The sequence below is a fragment of the Microcella alkaliphila genome (assembly GCF_002355395.1).
Taxonomy (GTDB): Bacteria; Actinomycetota; Actinomycetes; order Actinomycetales; family Microbacteriaceae; genus Microcella; species Microcella alkaliphila_A.
On record NZ_AP017315.1, the window covers coordinates 2,627,801 to 2,646,808 of the forward strand.

14 protein-coding genes and 4 pseudogenes are annotated in these 19,008 nt (G+C 62.5%); 13 read left to right on the forward strand and 5 right to left on the reverse strand.

Annotation, left to right across the window (positions count from 1 at the left end; genetic code table 11):
- Position 1: 1 nt before the first annotated feature.
- Positions 2-544 (forward strand): annotated as a pseudogene (locus CPY97_RS12830) (transposase); the annotation flags it as partial.
- Positions 545-553: 9 nt separating this feature from the next.
- Here the strand turns inward: CPY97_RS12830 and CPY97_RS12835 are convergent.
- Complete coding sequence (locus CPY97_RS12835) at positions 554-1,729, reverse strand: IS30 family transposase (RefSeq protein ID WP_096422284.1); 1,176 nt, start codon at positions 1,727-1,729, stop codon at positions 554-556.
- A 48-nt stretch (positions 1,730-1,777) separates the two neighbouring features.
- Here CPY97_RS12835 and CPY97_RS12840 point away from each other — a divergent pair.
- Together CPY97_RS12840 and CPY97_RS12845 are read left to right on the forward strand one after the other, a co-directional pair.
- Positions 1,778-2,584: pseudogene (locus CPY97_RS12840) on the forward strand (IS256 family transposase); the annotation flags it as partial.
- Positions 2,585-2,618: 34 nt separating this feature from the next.
- A complete protein-coding gene (locus CPY97_RS12845) occupies positions 2,619-2,837 on the forward strand; it encodes a hypothetical protein (protein ID WP_150129275.1) in 219 nt (72 codons plus the stop codon).
- Positions 2,838-3,175: 338 nt separating this feature from the next.
- Here the strand turns inward: CPY97_RS12845 and CPY97_RS12850 are convergent, their stop codons facing one another.
- From CPY97_RS12850 to CPY97_RS12860, 3 genes are all read right to left on the reverse strand, one after another.
- Entirely contained in the window at positions 3,176-3,538 is a 363-nt protein-coding gene (locus tag CPY97_RS12850; RefSeq protein WP_096423167.1) for a hypothetical protein, read from the reverse strand.
- Positions 3,539-3,548: 10 nt separating this feature from the next.
- Complete coding sequence (locus CPY97_RS12855) at positions 3,549-4,271, reverse strand: hypothetical protein (RefSeq protein ID WP_150129276.1); 723 nt, start codon at positions 4,269-4,271, stop codon at positions 3,549-3,551.
- A 135-nt stretch (positions 4,272-4,406) separates the two neighbouring features.
- Positions 4,407-5,657 (reverse strand): IS256 family transposase, encoded by a 1,251-nt coding sequence (locus CPY97_RS12860; RefSeq protein ID WP_096423302.1) that lies wholly within the window; start codon positions 5,655-5,657, stop codon positions 4,407-4,409.
- 527 nt (positions 5,658-6,184) lie between these two features.
- Between CPY97_RS12860 and CPY97_RS12865 the strand changes: the two are divergent.
- The 3 genes and pseudogenes from CPY97_RS12865 to CPY97_RS12875 all read left to right on the forward strand — a co-directional run.
- Positions 6,185-6,337 (forward strand): annotated as a pseudogene (locus CPY97_RS12865) (transposase); the annotation flags it as partial.
- A 54-nt stretch (positions 6,338-6,391) separates the two neighbouring features.
- A complete protein-coding gene (locus CPY97_RS12870; RefSeq protein WP_096423170.1) occupies positions 6,392-7,789 on the forward strand; it encodes an IS30 family transposase in 1,398 nt (465 codons plus the stop codon).
- A gap of 7 nt (positions 7,790-7,796) precedes the next feature.
- A pseudogene (locus tag CPY97_RS12875) lies at positions 7,797-8,087 on the forward strand (integrase core domain-containing protein); the annotation flags it as partial.
- Between the two features lie 226 nt (positions 8,088-8,313).
- Here the strand turns inward: CPY97_RS12875 and CPY97_RS12880 are convergent.
- A complete protein-coding gene (locus CPY97_RS12880) occupies positions 8,314-9,759 on the reverse strand; it encodes an aldehyde dehydrogenase family protein (protein ID WP_096423171.1) in 1,446 nt (481 codons plus the stop codon).
- 285 nt (positions 9,760-10,044) lie between these two features.
- Here CPY97_RS12880 and CPY97_RS12885 point away from each other — a divergent pair, with 285 nt between their 5' ends.
- The 7 genes from CPY97_RS12885 to CPY97_RS12910 all read left to right on the forward strand — a co-directional run bounded on the left by CPY97_RS12885 (position 10,045) and on the right by CPY97_RS12910 (position 18,990).
- Positions 10,045-10,647: a TetR/AcrR family transcriptional regulator gene (locus CPY97_RS12885; protein ID WP_096423172.1), complete on the forward strand. Its 603-nt coding sequence runs from the start codon at positions 10,045-10,047 to the stop codon at positions 10,645-10,647.
- A 134-nt stretch (positions 10,648-10,781) separates the two neighbouring features.
- Positions 10,782-11,165 carry a cupin domain-containing protein gene (locus CPY97_RS12890; RefSeq protein ID WP_231923958.1) on the forward strand — a complete coding sequence of 128 codons (384 nt, stop codon included), beginning with the start codon at positions 10,782-10,784 and terminating at the stop codon, positions 11,163-11,165.
- A gap of 288 nt (positions 11,166-11,453) precedes the next feature.
- A complete protein-coding gene (gene torT, locus CPY97_RS12895; protein WP_269457857.1) occupies positions 11,454-12,461 on the forward strand; it encodes a TMAO reductase system periplasmic protein TorT in 1,008 nt (335 codons plus the stop codon).
- A 9-nt stretch (positions 12,462-12,470) separates the two neighbouring features.
- Positions 12,471-13,985, forward strand: a complete 1,515-nt coding sequence (locus CPY97_RS12900) for a sugar ABC transporter ATP-binding protein (RefSeq protein WP_096423174.1) — start codon at positions 12,471-12,473, stop codon at positions 13,983-13,985.
- Complete coding sequence (locus CPY97_RS12905) at positions 13,982-15,079, forward strand: ABC transporter permease (protein WP_096423175.1); 1,098 nt, start codon at positions 13,982-13,984, stop codon at positions 15,077-15,079. Before CPY97_RS12900 ends, CPY97_RS12905 begins: the two co-directional genes overlap by 4 nt.
- A gap of 888 nt (positions 15,080-15,967) precedes the next feature.
- Complete coding sequence (locus CPY97_RS13340; RefSeq protein ID WP_150129277.1) at positions 15,968-16,990, forward strand: hypothetical protein; 1,023 nt, start codon at positions 15,968-15,970, stop codon at positions 16,988-16,990.
- Positions 16,991-17,820: 830 nt separating this feature from the next.
- Positions 17,821-18,990, forward strand: coding sequence for a LacI family DNA-binding transcriptional regulator (locus tag CPY97_RS12910; RefSeq protein WP_231923959.1), 1,170 nt, complete (start codon positions 17,821-17,823; stop codon positions 18,988-18,990).
- Positions 18,991-19,008 lie beyond the last annotated feature (18 nt).

Sequence of the window (19,008 nt, forward strand, 5' to 3'; positions counted from 1 at the left end):
CATGATCGACAGGGAAGCCCGCGAGCAGCGGCGGCGTGAGCAGGCGGGGGGCGCGAGGCGTCTTCGAGACTCGGGTGTGCTTGATGACTTGTTCGCGAAGATCGATTCCGGTGAGGTGCAACTCGATGGCCGGGACGGGCTGATCCAACAGCTGATCAAGACCGGCCTGGAGCGTGGCTTGCAGGCGGAGCTGACTGAGCACGTCGGCTACGAGCGGGGCGATGCGGAGGCTCCGTTCCACGACAACTCGCGCAACGGGTCGTTTCCTAAGACCGTGGCGACCATTGCCGGCAATGTTGAGCTTGCTGTCCCGCGCGACCGTAACGGGAGCTTCACCCCTCGTCTGGTGCCCACCGGTCAGCGGCGTCTGGGCGGGTTGGACGAGATGATCGTCTCGCTCTACGCCGGCGGGATGACGGTGCGCGATATCGAGCACCATCTGGCGTCCACGATCGGCACCGACATCTCGCGGGAGACGATCTCGAAGATCGTCGACGAGATCTCCGACGAGGTCCTGGCGTGGCAGTCCAGGCCGTTGGAAGCGTGGCAGTTTCTACCGATCGTTGCGAATCGGTTGTCGAATCCATCGTCTCATGAGTTGCGCGGGTGACCGGTCGCCGAGGATTAGACGGGGTCGATTGTTGAGTTCCTCGCTGACTTCTCGGAGCCGCTGATCGGTGAACTGGTCCAGGTCGATGCCCTTCGGAAAATACTGCCTGAGCAACCCATTCGTGTTTTCGTTCGTCCCGCGTTGCCAGGGCGAGTGGGGGTCGGCGAAGTAGATCTTCACGCCGCTGTCGCGTTCGATCCGTTCGTGGTGGAACATCTCGTTTCCTTGATCCCATGTCAGGGTGCGGCGCAGCCGCGGCGGGAGGCTCTCCAGGGCATCGATGAGGGCGTCACCGACGATCTGCGCAGATCGCCCGCCTCGGATCGGAACGAGGAGTGTGCTGCGACTCTTGCGTTCCACAAGCGTCGCGATCGCCGATCTCTGCCCCGCACCGATGATGAGGTCGCCCTCCCAATGCCCCGCCTGCAGTCGCTCCTCGACGATGGCCGGCCGGTCGTGAATGGAGCGCATGTTGGTGGACTGCTTCATCGCTCCTTCACGGTTGCGACCGCGGCCACGCTTGTGACGATACTTGCGCCCGGTCCGGAGCGCCTCCTGATCGGTGACGACGATCAGGCCCCGATAGACGGCTTCATAGATCGTCTCCGCGCAGACATGCCATCCCAAGCGCCCAGGCCATCGGCGGCGGAGCCAGCGGCTGATCTGCTGAGGTGACCATCGCTTGCCCAGCTTGGCTGCAACCACCGTCCGAAGCTCCGGATCGCTGCTGAACCGATGCGGCTTCGGGCGCCGCCGCGCGACATGCGCCTGCCCGTGCGCGTACCAAGGCTGATATCGACCATCGGGCTTCTTGTTGCGAGCGATCTCCCGATACACGCTCTGAAAGCTCTTCCCGATACGTGCGGCAATGAGCTTCACTGACTCGCCAGCGTCAAGCCCGTCGGCGATCTCGATCCGGTCGTCCTGGGTCAGATACCTCTCACTGATCGGGGTGTCGATGAACTTCACGCTGCCAGCATCGATGAACCACAGCGATCCGCAGCTGAACGACACTCCCACCTCTTCCGACGCAGTCGAACCGCTCAGCCCCTGCCGGACAAGCTCGAAATAGCGCCTCTTCACGCCCGCTTGCGACTTGTTCCACGCCCAACGCACCATCTGAATCCCTCTTCCTCAGGATTCGCAACGATGACTAGAAACTGCCCGTTCTACCCGGTGATCTACTTGGACGCGATCGTGGTGAAGGTCCGAGACGGCGGGCACGTCGGCAACAAGGCCGCTCACATCGCCGTCGGCGTCGACATGGAGGGCATCAAGCACGTCCTGGGCATTTGGGTGCAGCAAACCGAGGGAGCGAAGTTCTGGGCATCCGTTTGCGCGGAGCTCGCCAACCGTGGCGTGCGTGACGTGCTGATCGTGTGCTGCGACGGCCTCACCGGCTTCCCCGAAGCGATCGAGGCGACCTGGCCCGACTCGCTCGTGCAGACCTGCGTGGTGCACCTGATCCGCACCGCGATGCGGTTCGTGTCCTACGGGCAACGCAAAGCCGTCGCCGCCGCGCTGAAGCCGATCTATCAAGCCCCCGACGCGGACGCCGCCAAAGCCGAGTTGGCGGCGTTGGCGGCCTCGGAGCTGGGCAAGGCGAACCCGCACACGATCGCGGCGTTTCAGAACGCGTGGGAGCGCTTCATCCCGTTCTTGGCGTTCCCGCCCGAGGTTCGGCGAGTGATCTATACGACCAACGCGATCGAGTCGCTGAACTACCAACTGAGGAAGGTCACCAAGAACCGCGGCCACTTCCCCAACGACGCCGCGGTCGTGAAGCTGCTCTGGCTGGCGATCTGCAACATCGAGGACAAACGCGCACTGGAGAGGGAGAAAGAGCGCGGCAAGCCCTCACGCGAGCGAAAAGCGCCACCGCGGCTGATCGAGGGTGCCGTCACGACCAGCTGGAAGAAGGCCCTGGCCCAACTCGCGATCGCGTTCCCCGACCGAATCCGCCCCTACCTCTGACCAACCCCAGACGATGCCCATTTACACAAACAACTTGACAGGCTCACTGGTGGCGCTGCCCGCGCTGGCCGCCGCCTCATGGGTGTCGCTCGGCGCCACCACGAAGGCCGGCCACCCGAGACACCCGCTGTACGTGGCAGGCACAACGCCCCTCGAGCCGTTCGACGTGGCCGCATACGCGGTCGCCCAAGAACGAGAAAACCCCCGGCTGACCGGGGATTTTCGTGGCGGGCTTCTTGCGAAACTCGAATAGAGCTAGCAAAACAGGGGCCCAGCGAACCAACCACGAAACACATCCTCCCGTGAGGCGCGGATAATCCTCCGCCACAGCGCTGCTCCTTCAGAGGCCACATCGCGGAAGACAGCGAGGCATTACCGGCACCCTTCGCGCATCACGCTTCGCAACGGAATGCCAGGCCTCAAGTGAGTCACCTCCCCGACGAGCACGCGCGTTGCGGACTCGGAACATCGCTGAGCGGAGCCGCTCGCGCGTAACCGGCGCGTGCAAACCGCGACGGACCGCTACATCGCCAAGCCAAGCGGCATGTCCGCGATGTCCTCCAGTCGCTTGCCGCGTCGCACGCCGGAGAGCTACGCCTGTTCGGCCGTGGCCTCGTCGCCCAAACGGATGGCCCCGACCGTCCAATACTTCAGAGCGATTTGGGTCTCAATCCCCATCCGCGACCACTCAGCCAGGCGCTCTTCCGAGTTGGCGTAGCTGCCCTCAGGCACCAAGTCATCAGGCGTAGCAAAGCGGTCCCACACCTCGTCTCCGATTCGACGAGGCACCGAAAGAGTCACCCGGAAGAGACCCCTCGGACTACGGCTGACGTCGCCCCGAAACTCAGCTGACAAGGTGCCGTTATCCTGCCACACCCTCCGCGGCTCAAACTCCGACAACAGCCCTACGTCAAAGGAACGTTCCACGAACGGAACCCAATTGATGTCAGCCATCGCTCGCCCGCTACCCTGCAACCTCGCGCACCCAGTTCGGACAAACCTTGGTCCCGCTGATCTCGCAATACGTCGTGATCATTCCACGCGGCTGACCGTCGCTAAGCATGCGGTCTTCGTGCACGACGCGAACCATTACGGACTTATCTATCCGACAGACAGTGAGCCAGCACACGTAAGTGTTCGCGGGGGTTCGGTACGTCGTGGACGTCCCCGAGACAGTCCGGAACCGCGGAAACTTCGTCGTCTTCTGGATCATCGCCATGCTCACATTGTGCTTTTGCACATGCGCCCAACCCCATGTTGAGCTACCCGCCCTGACCGCATTGCGCGCATTCCTGCCATCTCGCCACGTCGAGACGATTCTGTATGCGGGACTTGTGGAACTGCTCACCACACCCTGACCTGCAACGCCCACCAAAGGAGCCACAGGATGAGCAGCCAGCCCGAAGCCGGCCAGCCGCTCGACTCCGACGTCCAGCAGGGGCAAAGAAGCCGCGATGTCCTGATCAAGCTCGCTCGCAGCCTCAACCAACTCGGCTACAGGAATCGTTTCCCCCGCCTCCAATCCCAAGTCGCCGATCACCGTCACAGTCGTGGGCTGCACGACCACAAGGTCGCTTCCTTCAAACTGCTCGTCGCCCGGAACGATGCCACCACCAATCAGCGCCGACACCGCGGCCAACGCAGAAACGCCACAAGAATCCTCACAGCAATAGGCCTTTCTGTTCACCCTCCTGGTGAAGCTACTGGGCGACAGCCCCCGCGCGCAATACCTCCATCGCCATCGAGCTAGTGAATCGCCCCGGGTTTGATGGAGGGCTTGATTGGGAGTGTCCGTTAAACGGTGTGTGAGGTCCGGCGGTTTTCAGTGATTGGTTCTGTCGAACCGTCCGGCGAAGGTGATCGCGAACGCGTTGAGCGCGGGCTTCCACCTGATCGCCCAGCGTGCCCTGCCGCCCCCGGTGGGGTCAAGTGACCGGGTCACAAGGTAGAGACACTTCAGCGCCGCGGCCTCGTTCGGGAAGTGTCCGCGGGCGCGGACCGCTCGCCGGTAGCGGGCATTGATCGACTCGATCGCGTTGGTCGTGCAGATCACCTTTCGGATCTCGACGTCGTACTCGAGGAACGGCACGAACTCGGCCCACGCGTTCTCCCATAGCTGCACGATCGCCGGATACCTGCCGCCCCACTCGGCCGCGAACTCGGCGAACCGGTCCCGGGCCGCAGCCTCGGACGGGGCTGTGTAGACGGGTCGGAGTCCCTTCACGATCGCGTCACGGTGCTGGCGGCCGGCGTAGCGGAAGCTGTTGCGGATCAGGTGCACGATGCACTGCTGCACGACCGTCCGCTCCCAGGTGGTATTGATCGCTTCGGGGAGTCCCTTCAGCCCGTCGCAGACGGCGATGAACACGTCCTCGACGCCACGGTTCTTCAGCTCGGTGAACACCTGCAGCCAGAACCTCGCGCCTTCTGCGCCGTCGCCGGCCCAGATCCCGAGGATGTCGCGTTCCCCGTGCACGGTGACGCCCATGACGACGTAGAACGGGGTGTTGCGGACCTGCCCGTCACGGACCTTGACGACGATCGCGTCGACGAAGATCACCGGGTAGATCGGGTCCAACGGTCGGGAGGACCATTCCGCGAGCTCACCGGCCACCTTCTCCGTGATCCGGCTGATGGTGTCTTTGGAGACCTTCGCGTCGTAGACCTCGTCGAAGTGCGCGGCGATCTCCCCGGTCGTGAGTCCGCGGGCGCTGAGCGACAGCACGATCTGATCGATCCCGTCCAGGCGACGCTTCCGCTTGGGGACGATCACCGGTTCGAACGACCCGTCGCGATCCCGGGGGACCTCGATCTCCACGGGGCCGATCTCGGTGAGAACCGTCTTCGTCCGTGTCCCGTTGCGCATGTTCGACCCGGCAGGCGTCCCGCCATGCTGGTGCCCGAGATGCTCGGTCAGCTCCGCGTTCAACGCCGTCTCGAGGACGTTCTTCGTGAGCTGGTTCAGCAGCCCTCCCGGGCCGACCAGGCTCACGCCCTGCTCCTTCGCCTGCGCGAGCAACCGCTCGGCAAGGTCCTTCTGATCGATAATCTCTCCCGTCACGGGATCGATCATCGCGTCTTCCAACAACTCGGTCGTGTCAGCCACGGCCGTCTCCTTTCGGATCAGGCCGGACCCCACACACCGTTATTCAGACAGTCCCGCTTGATTCCCCGAGAGGATCAAGTCGTACCAGCGTTAAGGAAGTATCCGCTGGAGTTGCGGGAATGAGCCGTCAGGCTCGTGCAGGAAGCCCGTCGTGAGGATCCGGAGTTGTCGCTGAACGCGGCGGTGATCCGGATCGGCCAGCGCACCGGCGTTAATGCTGACACCCTTCGGGGGTGGGCGAAGTAGGCCGAGATCGATGCCGGGCAGCGGCCCGGGACAACCACGAGTGAGGCCAAGCGCATCAAGTAGCTCGAGGCTGAAGTTCGCGAGCTCAAGCGTGCACCGTCCCCGGTTTGATGCCGTTTCCTTTCGGGTCTGGAAGGACAATGTTCATCATGCCCAAGAAGATCCCGGAGGAGACCAGGCAGCGCGCAGTGCGTCTGGTGCTTGACCATCTCGATCAGTATCCGAACCTCACCACGGCCTGTTAGACGGTCGCTTCCCGGCTCGGTTTCGGCGCCGAGTCCCTTCGCCGCTGGGTGCGGCAGGCGCAGGTTGATGCCGGCGGCCGCGACGGTGCGACTACCAGCGAGTGGGAGAGGATCCGCAAGTTGGAGCGGGAGAATCGTGAGCTGCGTGAGGCGAACGCGATGGCGGATTCAATCGGTCGTCGCAACACCTCGTGATCATGGAGGTGTCAGATGGTTCGTCGTCAACAGGCAGCGGATCGGGCGATCCGACCGAAGCTCCGGTCGCCCGGGCATCCGAAGTTTCAACGGCATGTCGAGGTAGCGTTCTGGGCCGAGATCGCCAAGGGGCTGCTGCCCATCGAGGCCGCTGCCGTGGTCGGCGTGGCGCAAGCGGTCGGTCAGCGATGGTTCCGCAACGCTGGCGGCATGCCGCCGTTCGATCTGCAGTTCAAGCCAACAGGGCGCTACCTGTCGTTCGCTGAGCGTGAGGAGATCGCGCTGCTGCGTGCTCAGGAAAAGGGGGTGCGTGAGATCGCTCGAACTATTGGCCGCGATCCGGGAACGATCTCCCGAGAGCTGCGCCGAAACGCGGCCGTCCGCTACGGAAGTCGCGGGTATCGAGCATCGGTCGCGCAATGGAAGGCCGACATGGCCGCGAAACGCCCGAAGGCCGCGAAGCTGGTCATGAACGTCCGGTTGCATGCCTACGTCCACGAGAGACTGTCGGGCCAGATCACAACGTCCAACGGCAAGGTGATCGTCGGTCCAGAGCCTCCGCGATTCACGGGGATCAACAAGCCGCACCGCAAGCACCGCGGGTGGTCCACGGCGTGGAGCCCGGAGCAGATCAGCAGCCGGCTGAAGGTCGACTTCCCAGATGATGAGTCCATGCGCATTAGCCACGAGGCGATCTACCAATCGCTCTACATTCAGGGCCGAGGCGCGCTCAAGCGTGAACTGGTCTGGTGTCTACGCACCGGCCGAGCGCTACGTGCGCCGCGGGAACGATCGCGGCGCAAGACGTGGGCGCACGTCACTCCCGGAACGCTGATCAGCGAACGTCCTGCAGAAGCCGAGGACCGCGCTGTTCCCGGCCACTGGGAGGGGGATCTGCTGATCGGGCTGGAGCGCTCCGCAATTGGCACCGTCGTCGACCGCACGACGAGGTTCACAATGCTGGTGCACCTGCCGCGGGAGGAGGGTTACCGGCACAAGGAGACACCCAAGAACGGCCCCGCACTGGCCGGCTACGGCGCGATCACGATGAAGAACGCGTTGGCGAGCACGATGTCGACACTGCCGGCCCAACTGGCGAGGTCGTTGACCTGGGATCGCGGCAAAGAGATGTCCGCGCACGCCAGGTTCACTGTCGAAACAGGCTTCCCGGTCTTCTTCGCTGATCCGCAGTCGCCCTGGCAGCGCGGCACGAATGAGAACACCAATGGGCTGCTGCGTCAGTACTTCCCCAAGGGCACCGACCTGTCCTGCTGGTCGGCCGAGGAGATCGAAGCCGTCGCTCACGCGCTCAACACCAGGCCCCGCAAGACGCTCGGTTGGAAGACACCCGCCGAGGCCTTCAACGAGCAGCTACTGTTGCTCCAACAAGCCGGTGTTGCATCGACCGGTTGAGTCTGGACAATTTCGTTCCAGGCGGTTCCAGGCAGAACTGGACCGTCACGGGCTCGTCGGCTCGATGGGCCGAGTCGGGTCGGCTGGCGACAACGCAGCCGTGGAGTCGTTCTTCGCGCTACTGCAGAAGAACGTGCTCAACAGTCGCAATTGGGCAACGCGGGCAGACCTGCGCCTGGCGATCGTGACCTGGATCGAGCGGACCTACCACCGGCGTCGACGGCGGCGAGCACTGGGCCGCTTGACCCCGGTCGAGTTCGAAACAATCATGACCACACGGGCTGCGTCCGCGGTCTAAGAAGATGAGTCACCAGGACGTTCAACAGTCCCGTTCGCGTCCCTAGGCGCTCGAGTGAGTGCGCCACTTCATGAGGTCTGCGAGGACAAGATGAAGGGTGACGAGAAAACTGTCGTACGAGTCCTGGGCAGTCGCCAGACACCATCGCATCCGCGAAGAGGAAAGAGAGACGTCACATCCTTGAACCGGGTCCGCTCCCGGCTCGACGTCGCCGGACGGGATCGCGCTAACGATCGTGGCGCACCATTATGTGCTTCGTTGAGGTGTACTGCTCGAGGTTGTATCGAGACATGCTGTGCCCGTAGCCCGACATCTTGTGTCCGCTGTGGGGCAGTTCGGAGACGAGGGGGAGGTGCTCGTTCACCCATACTGTTCCGAAATCCAGCTCGTTGCTTACTCGGGTTGCCACCCCCACGTTCTGGGTCCACACAGAAGCCGACAGGCCCTGCCGAACCCCGTTGGCGAGCATGATGGCTTCTTCCTCCGACTCGAACGATTGCACCGTCATCAGCGGTCCGAAGACCTCTTCCTGCACGATGGGGTCCTCCTGGCGCACTTTGTCAACAATGGTGGGCTGATAGAAGTAGCCGGGGCCATCGACCTTGCGCCCGCCGGTGACGACACGAGACCCGGCCGCGACGGCATTCCGGACGAAGTAGTCGACCCGCTCGCGTTGCACCTCAGTGGCGAGCGGGCCCATTTCAACGTCGCCGTTGCCCTCGGCGAGGGGGTCCCCGTACACGATGCTCTCGGTCATGGCCGTTGCGGCAGTGAGGAATTTGTCGTACACGCTGGCGTGGACGAGAAGCCGTGTGGCGGCCGTGCAGTCCTGGCCTGCGTTGTAGAAAGTGCCCATCCGCAGCGTTTCGATGAGGAGGGGCAGTTCCGCGTCCGAAAAGACTACGACCGGTGCGTTGCCGCCGAGCTCCAGGTCGACGTGTTTGAGATTCCGCGCGGCGCGTTCGGCAACCGCTACTCCGGTGCGCTCTGATCCGGTGACGGAGATACCGGCAATGCCGGGGTGCTCAGCCATTGCCGCACCGACAACTCCGTCCCCCAGTACGAGGTTGAGCACTCCGGGCGGAAGGCAATCCGCGGCGATCTCGGCCAGTAGTAGTGCCGACAGTGGCGTGCCTTCGGAAGGCTTCAATACGAGAGTGTTTCCCGCCGCAAGAACCGGCCCGATTTTCCACGCTGCGATTTCGGCGGGGTAGTTCCACGGAACGATCCCAGCGATGACACCCAGGGGCTCTCGACGCAGGCTGCTGGTGCGCCCCGCTTGGTAGTCTGCGGAGGCGATCCCATCCAGGTGTCGGGCGGCCCCCGCGAAGAACTTTAGGCCGTCGATCACGAAGTCTTCGATCTCCCATCTCGCTCCGAAGAGAGGCTTGCCACCGTTGAGGGCCTCCTGCTGGATGAGCTCTTCCTTTCGTGATTCAACTCGTGCGGCGAACTCTTCAAGAGCGAGTGACCGCTCGCGTGGGGTGGTCTTCCTCCACGCACGGAACGCGCGCTGCGCCGCATCAACCGCTCTGTCTACATCACTGGGCGACCCCTCGGCGACGACCGCGATGGCCTCGCCGGTTGCGGGATTGATGATCGTGCGCGTTCCGCCATCGAGCGGGGCGACCCACTCGCCGTCAATGAAGTGTGCGGGTTGCTGATGGGACATGGTTTCCTCCGGGATGACATGGTCGCTCGCGGGAGGCCCCGCGCTCGACGTTGAGAGATCAAGCGCGCTCCAGCCTTCTCGCCACGTGACCGCTGGTCAGCCACGAGGCACTTTTCCCGACGCGTTGAGTGGATGCTAATGTTGGTCGTGCGTCCAAGTCAAGCGTCCAAGACGGATGACCAGGTGCGTGGGGATCGAGGCCCACCCTGGCGTACGGTCGCTAGGCTGGCAGGGGCGCGGCCTGTTGCAGGTCGCGCATAGCAGCGCGAGAGGATCAAAAGTCACATGGCCAGTTCCAGAGTCTCGCTTGACGATCGGCGTCATCAACTGATCGAGGCGACGATCGGGGAAATGCGGGCAAATGGTGTTCAATCCATCACGCTGCGCAGTGTTGCGAAACGGGCCCAAGCCTCGTTGGCGACCGTGCACTACTGTTTCGAGAACAAGGAAGCACTCATCCAGGCGGCCGTCCTCCGTTGGCTATCAAATATGGTCGAGTACGCGGCGCACATTCCCGCAGGCCAGGGCTTCAGCGCCACTGTAAACACCTTCGCCGAGATGTTCTGGGCCGACCTGGAGCGCACGCCTGAAGACGTACTGGCGCAAATCGAACTGGTCCTCTGGGCTAAGCGCCACGAGGATTCGACCGCCATCAGTTCGCTGATTTACACCGGCTATGAAGACGAGCTCGCCGATCTTTTCAGCGCGTCTTTCTCCAACGAGTATCCGGACAAGTCGCTCGATGCGCCGAGGTTCGTTCGGCTGTTACTCGCGATCTTCGACGGATGCAGCCTTCAATTCATCCTCCAACCCGAGCTCCCGGTTCACCGGGAGAACTTTTTCCATCTCGTTCACAACATGATCGCCTCGGCGCCTCAGGGAAGATGAAGGGGCGACCCTGAGCGGGCGACCTGAGCGACGCCAACACGGACAGCTGTCTGGGACGCTTGACATAGACAGTTGTCCGCGATAGCTTCTGTGCCGTGACCAGCTGTTGGTCACGACAGCGAGGGAGGACAAAGATGTCTCAAGGTGATGCCCAAATCGATTTCTATCCGGCGACCCAGGCGCCCATCTTCCGCGAGAACTGGCCACGGATGCGCAGCCATGCGATCGTCCCAAGGTCGAAAGAGGGTTGGATCGACCCGGTGATCTCCGAGTGGTCGCTGGAGGGTGCCGCTTGGGAAGACTTCCACCCGCATGCGGAGTACAACTACGTGCTTGAGGGCGAGCTGCACATTTCTGTGGATGGCGAGGAAGTGGTGTTGCAGGTCGGGGACTCCGCGACGGTACCGGCCGGCAAGCTGGGTCGATACTGGGCCCCGAAGTTCGCCCGCATGCTCACTGTCTACGGGCCGAATCCGGACGGCGAGGAATCGACCGACTTCAAGTACGAAGAGCTTTGAATCCCATCACGTACAACCCATAGCAAGCCTCTCGATCAACATCTCGCAGCTGCAAATTCAAAGGAGAATTTCATGCGCACATCTAGTCGACCATTTGCACTCTCGGCCACGTTTCTGGCCGCGGCTTTCGTGTTTACGGGATGCACCACTGCCACCGGTGGTGCCACCGACCGCGGCGAGCAGCCCGCGCCCTTGCCTGCAGTAGAGGAAGTCAACGGGCTCTTCGCTGACCCGACCTTGAACAGTGGCGAGTCGCTAATTGCGGCGGTCACGGCCGACGACTGGGCAATGCCAGTGGAGGTCATTGACTGCAATGAGCCGGGGTGCACTGGAGCGCGCACTCCGAGCGTCTACACGCCACTCGCGACGTCCGAGATCACTGAGCAGTGGGACCTGTGCGCAGTGATTCCCCACCTCAAGGATTCTTACTGGCTTGGCATCAACGCAAGCCTGGTGGCCGAGGCAGAGCGAACGGGTGTGTCGCTGCAGATCTACGAGGCTGGCGGCTACACCGAGATCGCGAAGCAACTCGATCAGCTGTCCAATTGTGTCGCGAACGGTGCCGACGCCGTCATCGTGAGTGCGGTCTCCAACGAGGCGCTCAACTCGAAGATCGAAGAAATTGTGGCCAGCGGTATTCCGGTCATTGATTCGGTAAACGGTGTGACGTCGACTGCGGTCAACGGCCGCGCGCTCTTCGACTACTGCACGCTGGGCGGCAACCTCGGTCGACACCTGGCAGCGACCGGTGACGACGTGAAGGCTGTTTGGTTCCCTGGGCCGGCGGGCGTCGGTTCGCTCGAGCAGCTGATGTCGTGCTTTGAGGCGCAAACGGAGGGCAGCAACGTCGAAGTGCTCGGTGTCTCATACGGCGACACCGGTAAGGACGTCCAGTTGAACCTGGTGGAGAACGCGCTTTCGGCGTACCCGGACATGAACTACATCATCGGTAGCGCGACGACCGTCGACGCCGCAGTCGGTCCGCTGACTGAGCGCGGCATGACAGGCGCGGTCCAGACCGCGTCTTATTACTTCACTCCCGAAGTATTCGCGCTTCTGGAGTCGGGAACGGCGACCTGCTCGAGCGCAGGGAACGACCTAATTCTTGGCCGCATCGTCGTCGACATGGCTCTGCGTGTGCTTGAGGGTCAGCCGTTCAATGGGGGCGAGCACCTCGCCATGGCGGCCAACGTCATTTGCGGTCCCGCCGCCGGAGCCGAGAATAACCTCGATAGCCTCGTCAAGGAACTCAACTTGGCGCCCGAGGGATTCCAGCCGACCTTCTCGGTGAATTAGGAGCCCCAGATGAGTCGTCGACTTGACTCCGTACCCGTTGTGTCGGTGCGCAACATCACGAAGAGCTTCCAGGCAGTAGTCGCTCTCGAAAATGTCAGCATTGACTTCCACCCCGGCGAGGTCCACGTCCTCTTCGGGGAGAACGGAGCGGGCAAGTCGACGCTGATAAATGTCCTCGCAGGCGTGCACAAGCCGACTGAGGGCACCGTCGAACTCAACGGCCTGGGGGCTGACCTGGTCAGCCCCCAGAGGGCGCGTGAGCTAGGAATCTCTGCGGTATTCCAGGAACCCGCGCTCGTCGGCACCCTCTCCGTTGCAGAGAACCTCACTCTTGGCAGGGAGCAGCTCCGGGCAGGATTCTTGAATCGCCGTGAGAATCGCAAGGCCGCCGTGGCTGCGTTCGCGCAGGCTGGATCACGTATTTCACTCGACACGATGGCGCGAGAGTTGAGTCGGGCTGATCAGCAAGTGGTCGAGATCGCTCGAGCGTTGCAAGATTCGGCTCGGCTCCTGATTCTCGATGAGCCGACCGCCTCGCTCACCGCGGAGGAGACCGACAGGCTCTTCGAAATCGTCCGTCGGTTGAAGGCCGAAGGGCTCGCGATCATTTACATCACGCACCGTCTTGGTGAGATCCGGGAGATCGGGGACACCGTGACGGTGATGCGCGATGGCATGATCATCGATACCCTCCCAATCGACGAGGTCACCGATGATGAGCTCGTGACCCTAATGGTCGGACGGAAGGTCGAGGCTCTATTCCCCGATATTCCCCACAAGCCCCGGGACGGCGGCCTCGAACTTAGGGACGTCAGCACCTCACAGCTCCGCGGCGCCTCACTCACTGTCCGCCGGGGCGAGGTGGTCGGAGTGACAGGACTCGTCGGATCGGGAAAGGGCGATGTAGGACGTGCGGTATTCGGCCTTGCCGCTCTTCAGAGAGGGGCGATCTTCGTCGACGCGCAAGTCCTGCCTGCCGGAACACCTCGGTCACGTATTGGCCAAAAGGTCATCTACTACCCAGCGGACCGCAAAAGGGACGGGCTTGTACCGACGTTGGCCGCGTTCGAAAATGTCACCCTCTCGGCGATCGACTCATGGACGCGGCTCGGGTTCGTTGATCGGAAGGCCGAGCGGCTGGCCGCCAACCGAGTGCTCTCCCAGATGTCGCTGCGGCCGAATCACCCCGAGAGCCTGCCGGGAACGTTCTCGGGTGGTAACCAGCAGAAGATCGTACTGGCCCGCGGTTTCACACAGGACTACGCGATCCACGTCTTTGATGAGCCCACCGCGGGTGTGGATGTCGGGGCCCGGGCCGAAATTTACGCAGCCATCAAGGCCCTGGCAGAGACAGGTGCGGCAGTTCTCGTAATCTCGTCGGACCTTCCGGAGATCGTCGGCCTCGTGCATCGCGCCTACGTGATTGCCGATGGAGCTGTCGTCGGTGAGTTCACCGGCGACCAATTGACCCAAGACAACGTACTGCCCTACTTCTTCATGGAAAGCAAGGAAGCCGCATCATGAGCAATCAGAAGGTGACCGAGTCGGAGCGCGCTCCCGAGGTGGCACCCCGCAATGCCGACACGGGTGAAGGCTTTGTGCGACGGTTCCTGAGGAGCCAGTTCGTCAACTATGGGATCCTGCCGATTCTCTTGGTGGTGCTCATCGTTGCCTTCGCTGTCACGGAGCCACGCTTCGTATCGCCCGAAAACATCATCAACGTTGTGCGCCAGGTCAGCTTCATCGGCATCGTTGTCATTGGGCAGATGTTCTACCTGATCACCGGCAACTACGATCTCTCCAACGGCGGCACCGTTGCACTTTCCTCCGTCGTATGTGCATCCGTGATGGTTTCGGCCACCGGGTCAGGAGCCAGCGTCCCACAGGCGATCCTGGTAGGTGTCATCGCAGGGCTCATGATCGGGCTCACCGTAGGCATCATCAATGGCGTCCTGATCGGCTACTTCAAGATCTCGTCATTCATGGTCACGCTGGGCATGGGTTCGGCCGCGGTCGGCGTCGCGCTTCTTGTCGCCGGCGGCATTCCCGTCGTTGGGTTGCCTAGCGAGTTCACGACGTACTTCGGCACGTCGTCCGTGGCCGGAATCCCGTTTCCAACGCTCGTCTACATCTTCATAATTGTCTTCGCCTACGTGCTCCTCAACTGGACTCGCCTTGGCCGTCGGGCCTATGCGGTCGGTGGAAACGCGAGTGCGGCGTTCCAGTCGGGCGTGAACGTGGGTCGCACGATTCTTTCCATGATGATCTTGGGAAGCCTGTTCGCCGGGCTGGTCGGCGTCATGCTCACCGCTCGTGTCTCTACGGGCGAGGCCAATATCGGCATTCAGTATCCCTTGCAGTCCATCATCGCCGCCGTGATCGGAGGCATCGCTCTGTCCGGCGGGGAAGGTCGCGTCTCCGGTGCCGTCATGGGCGCCCTTTTTATCATCCTGTTAAGCAATGGCATGGACCTCATTCGTGTCCAGGGCTATGTCCAAGACATTCTGCTGGGCGTGTTGCTCATCGTGGCACTTCTCGTGGACCGCCTGCGTGTGCGGTTCCGCGTGCCGAAGCTGCCCGCGCGGTCCGCGCGCGGTCCGCTGTCGTCGTCTACGTGACCCACGCGGCAGTGGCACCTGCAGCCCCATGCGTTGAATAGGCTGTTGCGCTCGATGCATCCGCTACAGTCCCGCTTGCCTTGACGAATGGAATTGGTGTCGCTGTCGACAGTGCGATTTAGCCAGCGGCTGCGGTCCGAGGGACTACTGAAGACTCAGGTGACTGCCGATCTCGGGTCCGTAAGTCGGCGCCGCAAGGAGGAGGACCACGCGAGATCCCTAACCGATCGAGTGCACCTCGTTGATGCGGCTGCGTATCCCAGGGGATTTTTTGCGCGGGCCCAGAGGATGAATTCGGTAGGTGGTTCGCAGTCCCCCTGATATGCCGGGCTCTGTCGAGTTTCGCAAGGAGCCCGCCATGTCCTGTCTCAGGACATAGGAAACCCTCGAACCTCTTGGTTCGGGGGTTTTCTGCGTTTTCTGTGTTCTTGGGGGCCTTTGGGTCGCCCGGTTGGTTGATAGTCGCGGCTGGTGTCGATGGTGAGTTCTCGGAGTAGTTCGCCGGTGGCGGCGTTGATGATGGTGAATCGCCCCGGGACACATCAGGCCCTCCACGAGACCCGGGGCGATTCAATCGACGCAGACAATGCCGAGTCGCGCGCTGCGGTTGCTCGGGACGAAAACGCCAAGACGGAGTGGTTGGAGACGCTCGGGAAGGATCCCTCGTCTCTCGTGCGCGCAGCCGTGGCGGGCAACTCCAACACTGCTCCCGCTTTGATTGCGTCTCTTGCGGCGGACCCACACCCCGATGTCACGCGTGCAATCGCGGAGGCCGTCGCGCGCGGCACGTTATCCCTGGCTGCGCTTGAGGCTGTCGCCTCCTCACCCCACGTTCAGATTCGTGCCTCTGTCGCGAGCAAGCCTGGCTTAAGTCGCGGAGTCCTACGCATGCTTGTCGCGGACCCCGACGAGTCAGTGCGTCTAGCCGCCGCGCGCAACGGTTACACCCCCGGGGCCGCAATGTTGGATGCATTGGGAATGGGAGAGTTCAACCAGACTCATAATGTCGGGCAGGGCAGCGTTGTCAGTCTTTGCGATTTGGCTGCAGACACTACCCTTGGGTCGAAAGCGCTTCATGCGCTGGCGCAGTCGCCGTTTGGGCAGGTGCGTGAATCGGTCGCGAAGAACTCCTCTACGTCGGCGGCTACCCTTGCGAATCTGGCGCGTGACAAGAGCTCTCAGGTCCGAGAAGCAGTCGCATCTCATCCAGCAACTCCGATGGGTGTTCTGACAACCCTTGCGTCGGACGGGGTAGCGACGGTGCGTGGAGCCGTGGCGTCGAATCCAGCCACGCCCACTGAAGCGCTGATCCTGCTCGAGCGGGAACCAGACGAGGAAGTTGCACTCGCAGTCGCATTGCATCCGAACATACCGACGAGTTCGCTCGGCGCACTCGTCGAAGTTCCCACAAAGGCGAGACTCAGTACTCCTGGCACACGTGCCCGCTCACGGTTGGGCCCCGAAGGCGCCTGGCCCATCATCTATACGCCAGAGCAGCGCAAACTGATCGATCAGCTTGATCGCAGCGACAATCGCTGGCATCAGGGTGTTCGGCAAGCGGTGGCCTCACACCCGCCCGTATCGGCCGAGGTGTTGCTCCGTCTTTCGCAGCAGCCGGATACCGTCGTCTTTGTCGCCCGCAATCCCCGCACCCCGAGCGTTGTCCTGTCGCAGTTGGCTCGTCACAATGACCCGCTTGTCCGCGGGGCCTTGGCCGCTCATTCGCAGACGCCGGAAACCGACCTAGCGAGTCTCGCGCTGGATGACTCCGAAGGCGTGCGAGGAATCGTCGCTGCGAATCTGCGCACGCCAACCCACTCATTGGAGATCCTCGCAAGTGACTTCTCTCCGCGGGTGAGGGAAGTATCGCAGGCCACGCTGTCCTTGAGGGGTGACTCGTCAGCGGATTGAGGCACTGTCTCAACGCTCAATTGGGGCTGCCGCTTCGCCTGCGTTGCTCTGTCCGCGCTCCATATCCGCATTGCGGTTCCGAAAGATTCGGAGTCGGGGCTACGAGTCACACCGGGATGTTCAGGGACATGAATCTTTGGACGGAGCTGTGTCGTTGCACGTCCCTGCAGCAGTCCCCCGTCCATGACGGCGGCGTTGAATCGCTTGTTTGGCGCTACGCGTTGGGTTCACAACGAGTACATCGCCAGAGCTCGTGCCTCCTACGAGGCCGGTCACGGTCACCTCTCCGGGTACACAGGTCAGAGACTTGTCGTAACCGACGGCCGCGCAAATCCCGAAACCGCGTGGCTGAAGGAGTTTCCTTCCGGCGTGTTTCGCGGGTCGGTTACTCGCGCGGCCACCGGTCACCAGTCGTTCATTGCCTCGACTAGTGGTCGCCGCAACGGCCCTCGGTTGGGGCGCCCGCGGAGCAAGAAAAAGACAGCACGGCAAAGCGCCGAGTTCCCCCGTGCCGCGTTCTCAATCCGCGGCGGGTGGGAGAACACCCGCGCTCACGGAGTCGGACAGCTGAAGCTGTCAAAGATCGGTCCCGTCGACAGTCACGATCACGCGTGAGGCGGACGGCACCTCAGGAACCCGCCGGAGCGGCAGCGCCTCCTCGGCGCTGTAGTCAGACGGACGTAAGCCTGCAATTGGCCTACGGGGACAATGACGGTGATCCGCCGCAGCATTGGGGTCCAGCGGGTTGCCGGAATCGCTCAACCGGGGACGGTTTGCTCCGTGAGGCTCCTCGACGTGAAAAAAATAGGAGGTGGCCATCTCGGAAGTAAGTGCGGAATTATCGCCAGGAGCTGATCCTGCACGGTGTTGAAGAACTCACCGCTCAGCGAGACGTCAGCTTTCGGGGGCACCGCGGCCTCTCTGAAACGATCCGACGAGAGTTTGCACTCTTGACACGCGGGCGAACTCCTGAAATCGATTTATCCGGGCTAGAGTCCTGTTCCATGGCAACCATCTACGAGGTCGCGACGCTGGCTGGCGTCTCCCCAGCCACGGTGTCGCGGGTGCTCAATGGCGCAGCGGTCTCGCCCGAGAAGGCCCGTCTGGTTCGTGAGGCGGCGGCCCAACTGCAGTACACGCCGAACCGCACAGCTCGACGACTGCGCAATCAGAGTTCTGAACTCATCGCCTTGCTCATACCCGATATCGAGAATCCTTTCTTCACTGCACTCGCCCGGGGCGTCGAGGACAAAGCGCAAGCAGCCGGTTACTCAGTAGTGCTGTGCAACACCGACGATGATCCGGAGAAGGAGACGCGCTACTTGGATATCGCGAACTCAGAGGACATGGCGGGCGTGATCCTGGCTCCCGCATCCGAAGATGGTGATATTCGACACGCGACCGATCGCGGACGCCCCGTGGTCGCAGTGGACCGCAACACCGGACTCAATATTGATTCGGTCATGGTCGACAACCGACCAGCGGGAGCCGACGCCACGACGATACTCCTCACAGCGGGTTTCGAACGGGTTGCGTGCATCGCAGGACCCCTCGGAACAGAGGCCACGGAAGAGAGAAGTCTCGGCTGGCGACAGGCACTTGAGAAGGCTGGCAAGAGAGATCTCGTTGCTCGCTACCTCCGACACGCAAACTACCGAGTCGACGGAGGGCGGGAAGCGATGACCGCACTCTTGAACCTTCCCGATCCACCCGACTCGGTCGTGACGACCAACAACCTGATGGGAGTCGGCGCCCTGCAGGCGCTCTCCGAAGCAGGTGTCTCACCCGACGAATTCGGTGTCGCCATCGTCGGCGACCTGCCCTTCTCGACGTTGCGCGCAGACGCCATAACGCAGGTACACCTTCCCGCTCGCCATCTCGGCACGACGGCCGCCACGATGCTTCTCGAGCGGATCGCCGGCGACGAACAGCCCGCAAGAACCGTTGTTCTACGGGCTGAGATCACGCGGGGGGCGGCACATCCGCCCCAAGACTTGTGAAGCTCTGCAATCGGTTTC

Coding starts and splice junctions, on each gene's coding strand:
- CPY97_RS12835 (WP_096422284.1), bottom strand. CDS start 1,729: ATGGTGCGTTGGGCGTGGAACAAGTCGCAAGCGGGCGTGAAGAGGCGC.
- CPY97_RS12850 (WP_096423167.1), bottom strand. CDS start 3,538: ATGGCTGACATCAATTGGGTTCCGTTCGTGGAACGTTCCTTTGACGTA.
- CPY97_RS12860 (WP_096423302.1), bottom strand. CDS start 5,657: ATGATCGATCCCGTGACGGGAGAGATTATCGATCAGAAGGACCTTGCC.
- CPY97_RS12870 (WP_096423170.1), top strand. CDS start 6,392: ATGGTTCGTCGTCAACAGGCAGCGGATCGGGCGATCCGACCGAAGCTC.
- CPY97_RS12880 (WP_096423171.1), bottom strand. CDS start 9,759: ATGTCCCATCAGCAACCCGCACACTTCATTGACGGCGAGTGGGTCGCC.
- CPY97_RS12885 (WP_096423172.1), top strand. CDS start 10,045: ATGGCCAGTTCCAGAGTCTCGCTTGACGATCGGCGTCATCAACTGATC.
- CPY97_RS12890 (WP_231923958.1), top strand. CDS start 10,782: ATGTCTCAAGGTGATGCCCAAATCGATTTCTATCCGGCGACCCAGGCG.
- torT (WP_269457857.1), top strand. CDS start 11,454: ATGCCAGTGGAGGTCATTGACTGCAATGAGCCGGGGTGCACTGGAGCG.
- CPY97_RS12900 (WP_096423174.1), top strand. CDS start 12,471: ATGAGTCGTCGACTTGACTCCGTACCCGTTGTGTCGGTGCGCAACATC.
- CPY97_RS12905 (WP_096423175.1), top strand. CDS start 13,982: ATGAGCAATCAGAAGGTGACCGAGTCGGAGCGCGCTCCCGAGGTGGCA.
- CPY97_RS13340 (WP_150129277.1), top strand. CDS start 15,968: ATGCTTGTCGCGGACCCCGACGAGTCAGTGCGTCTAGCCGCCGCGCGC.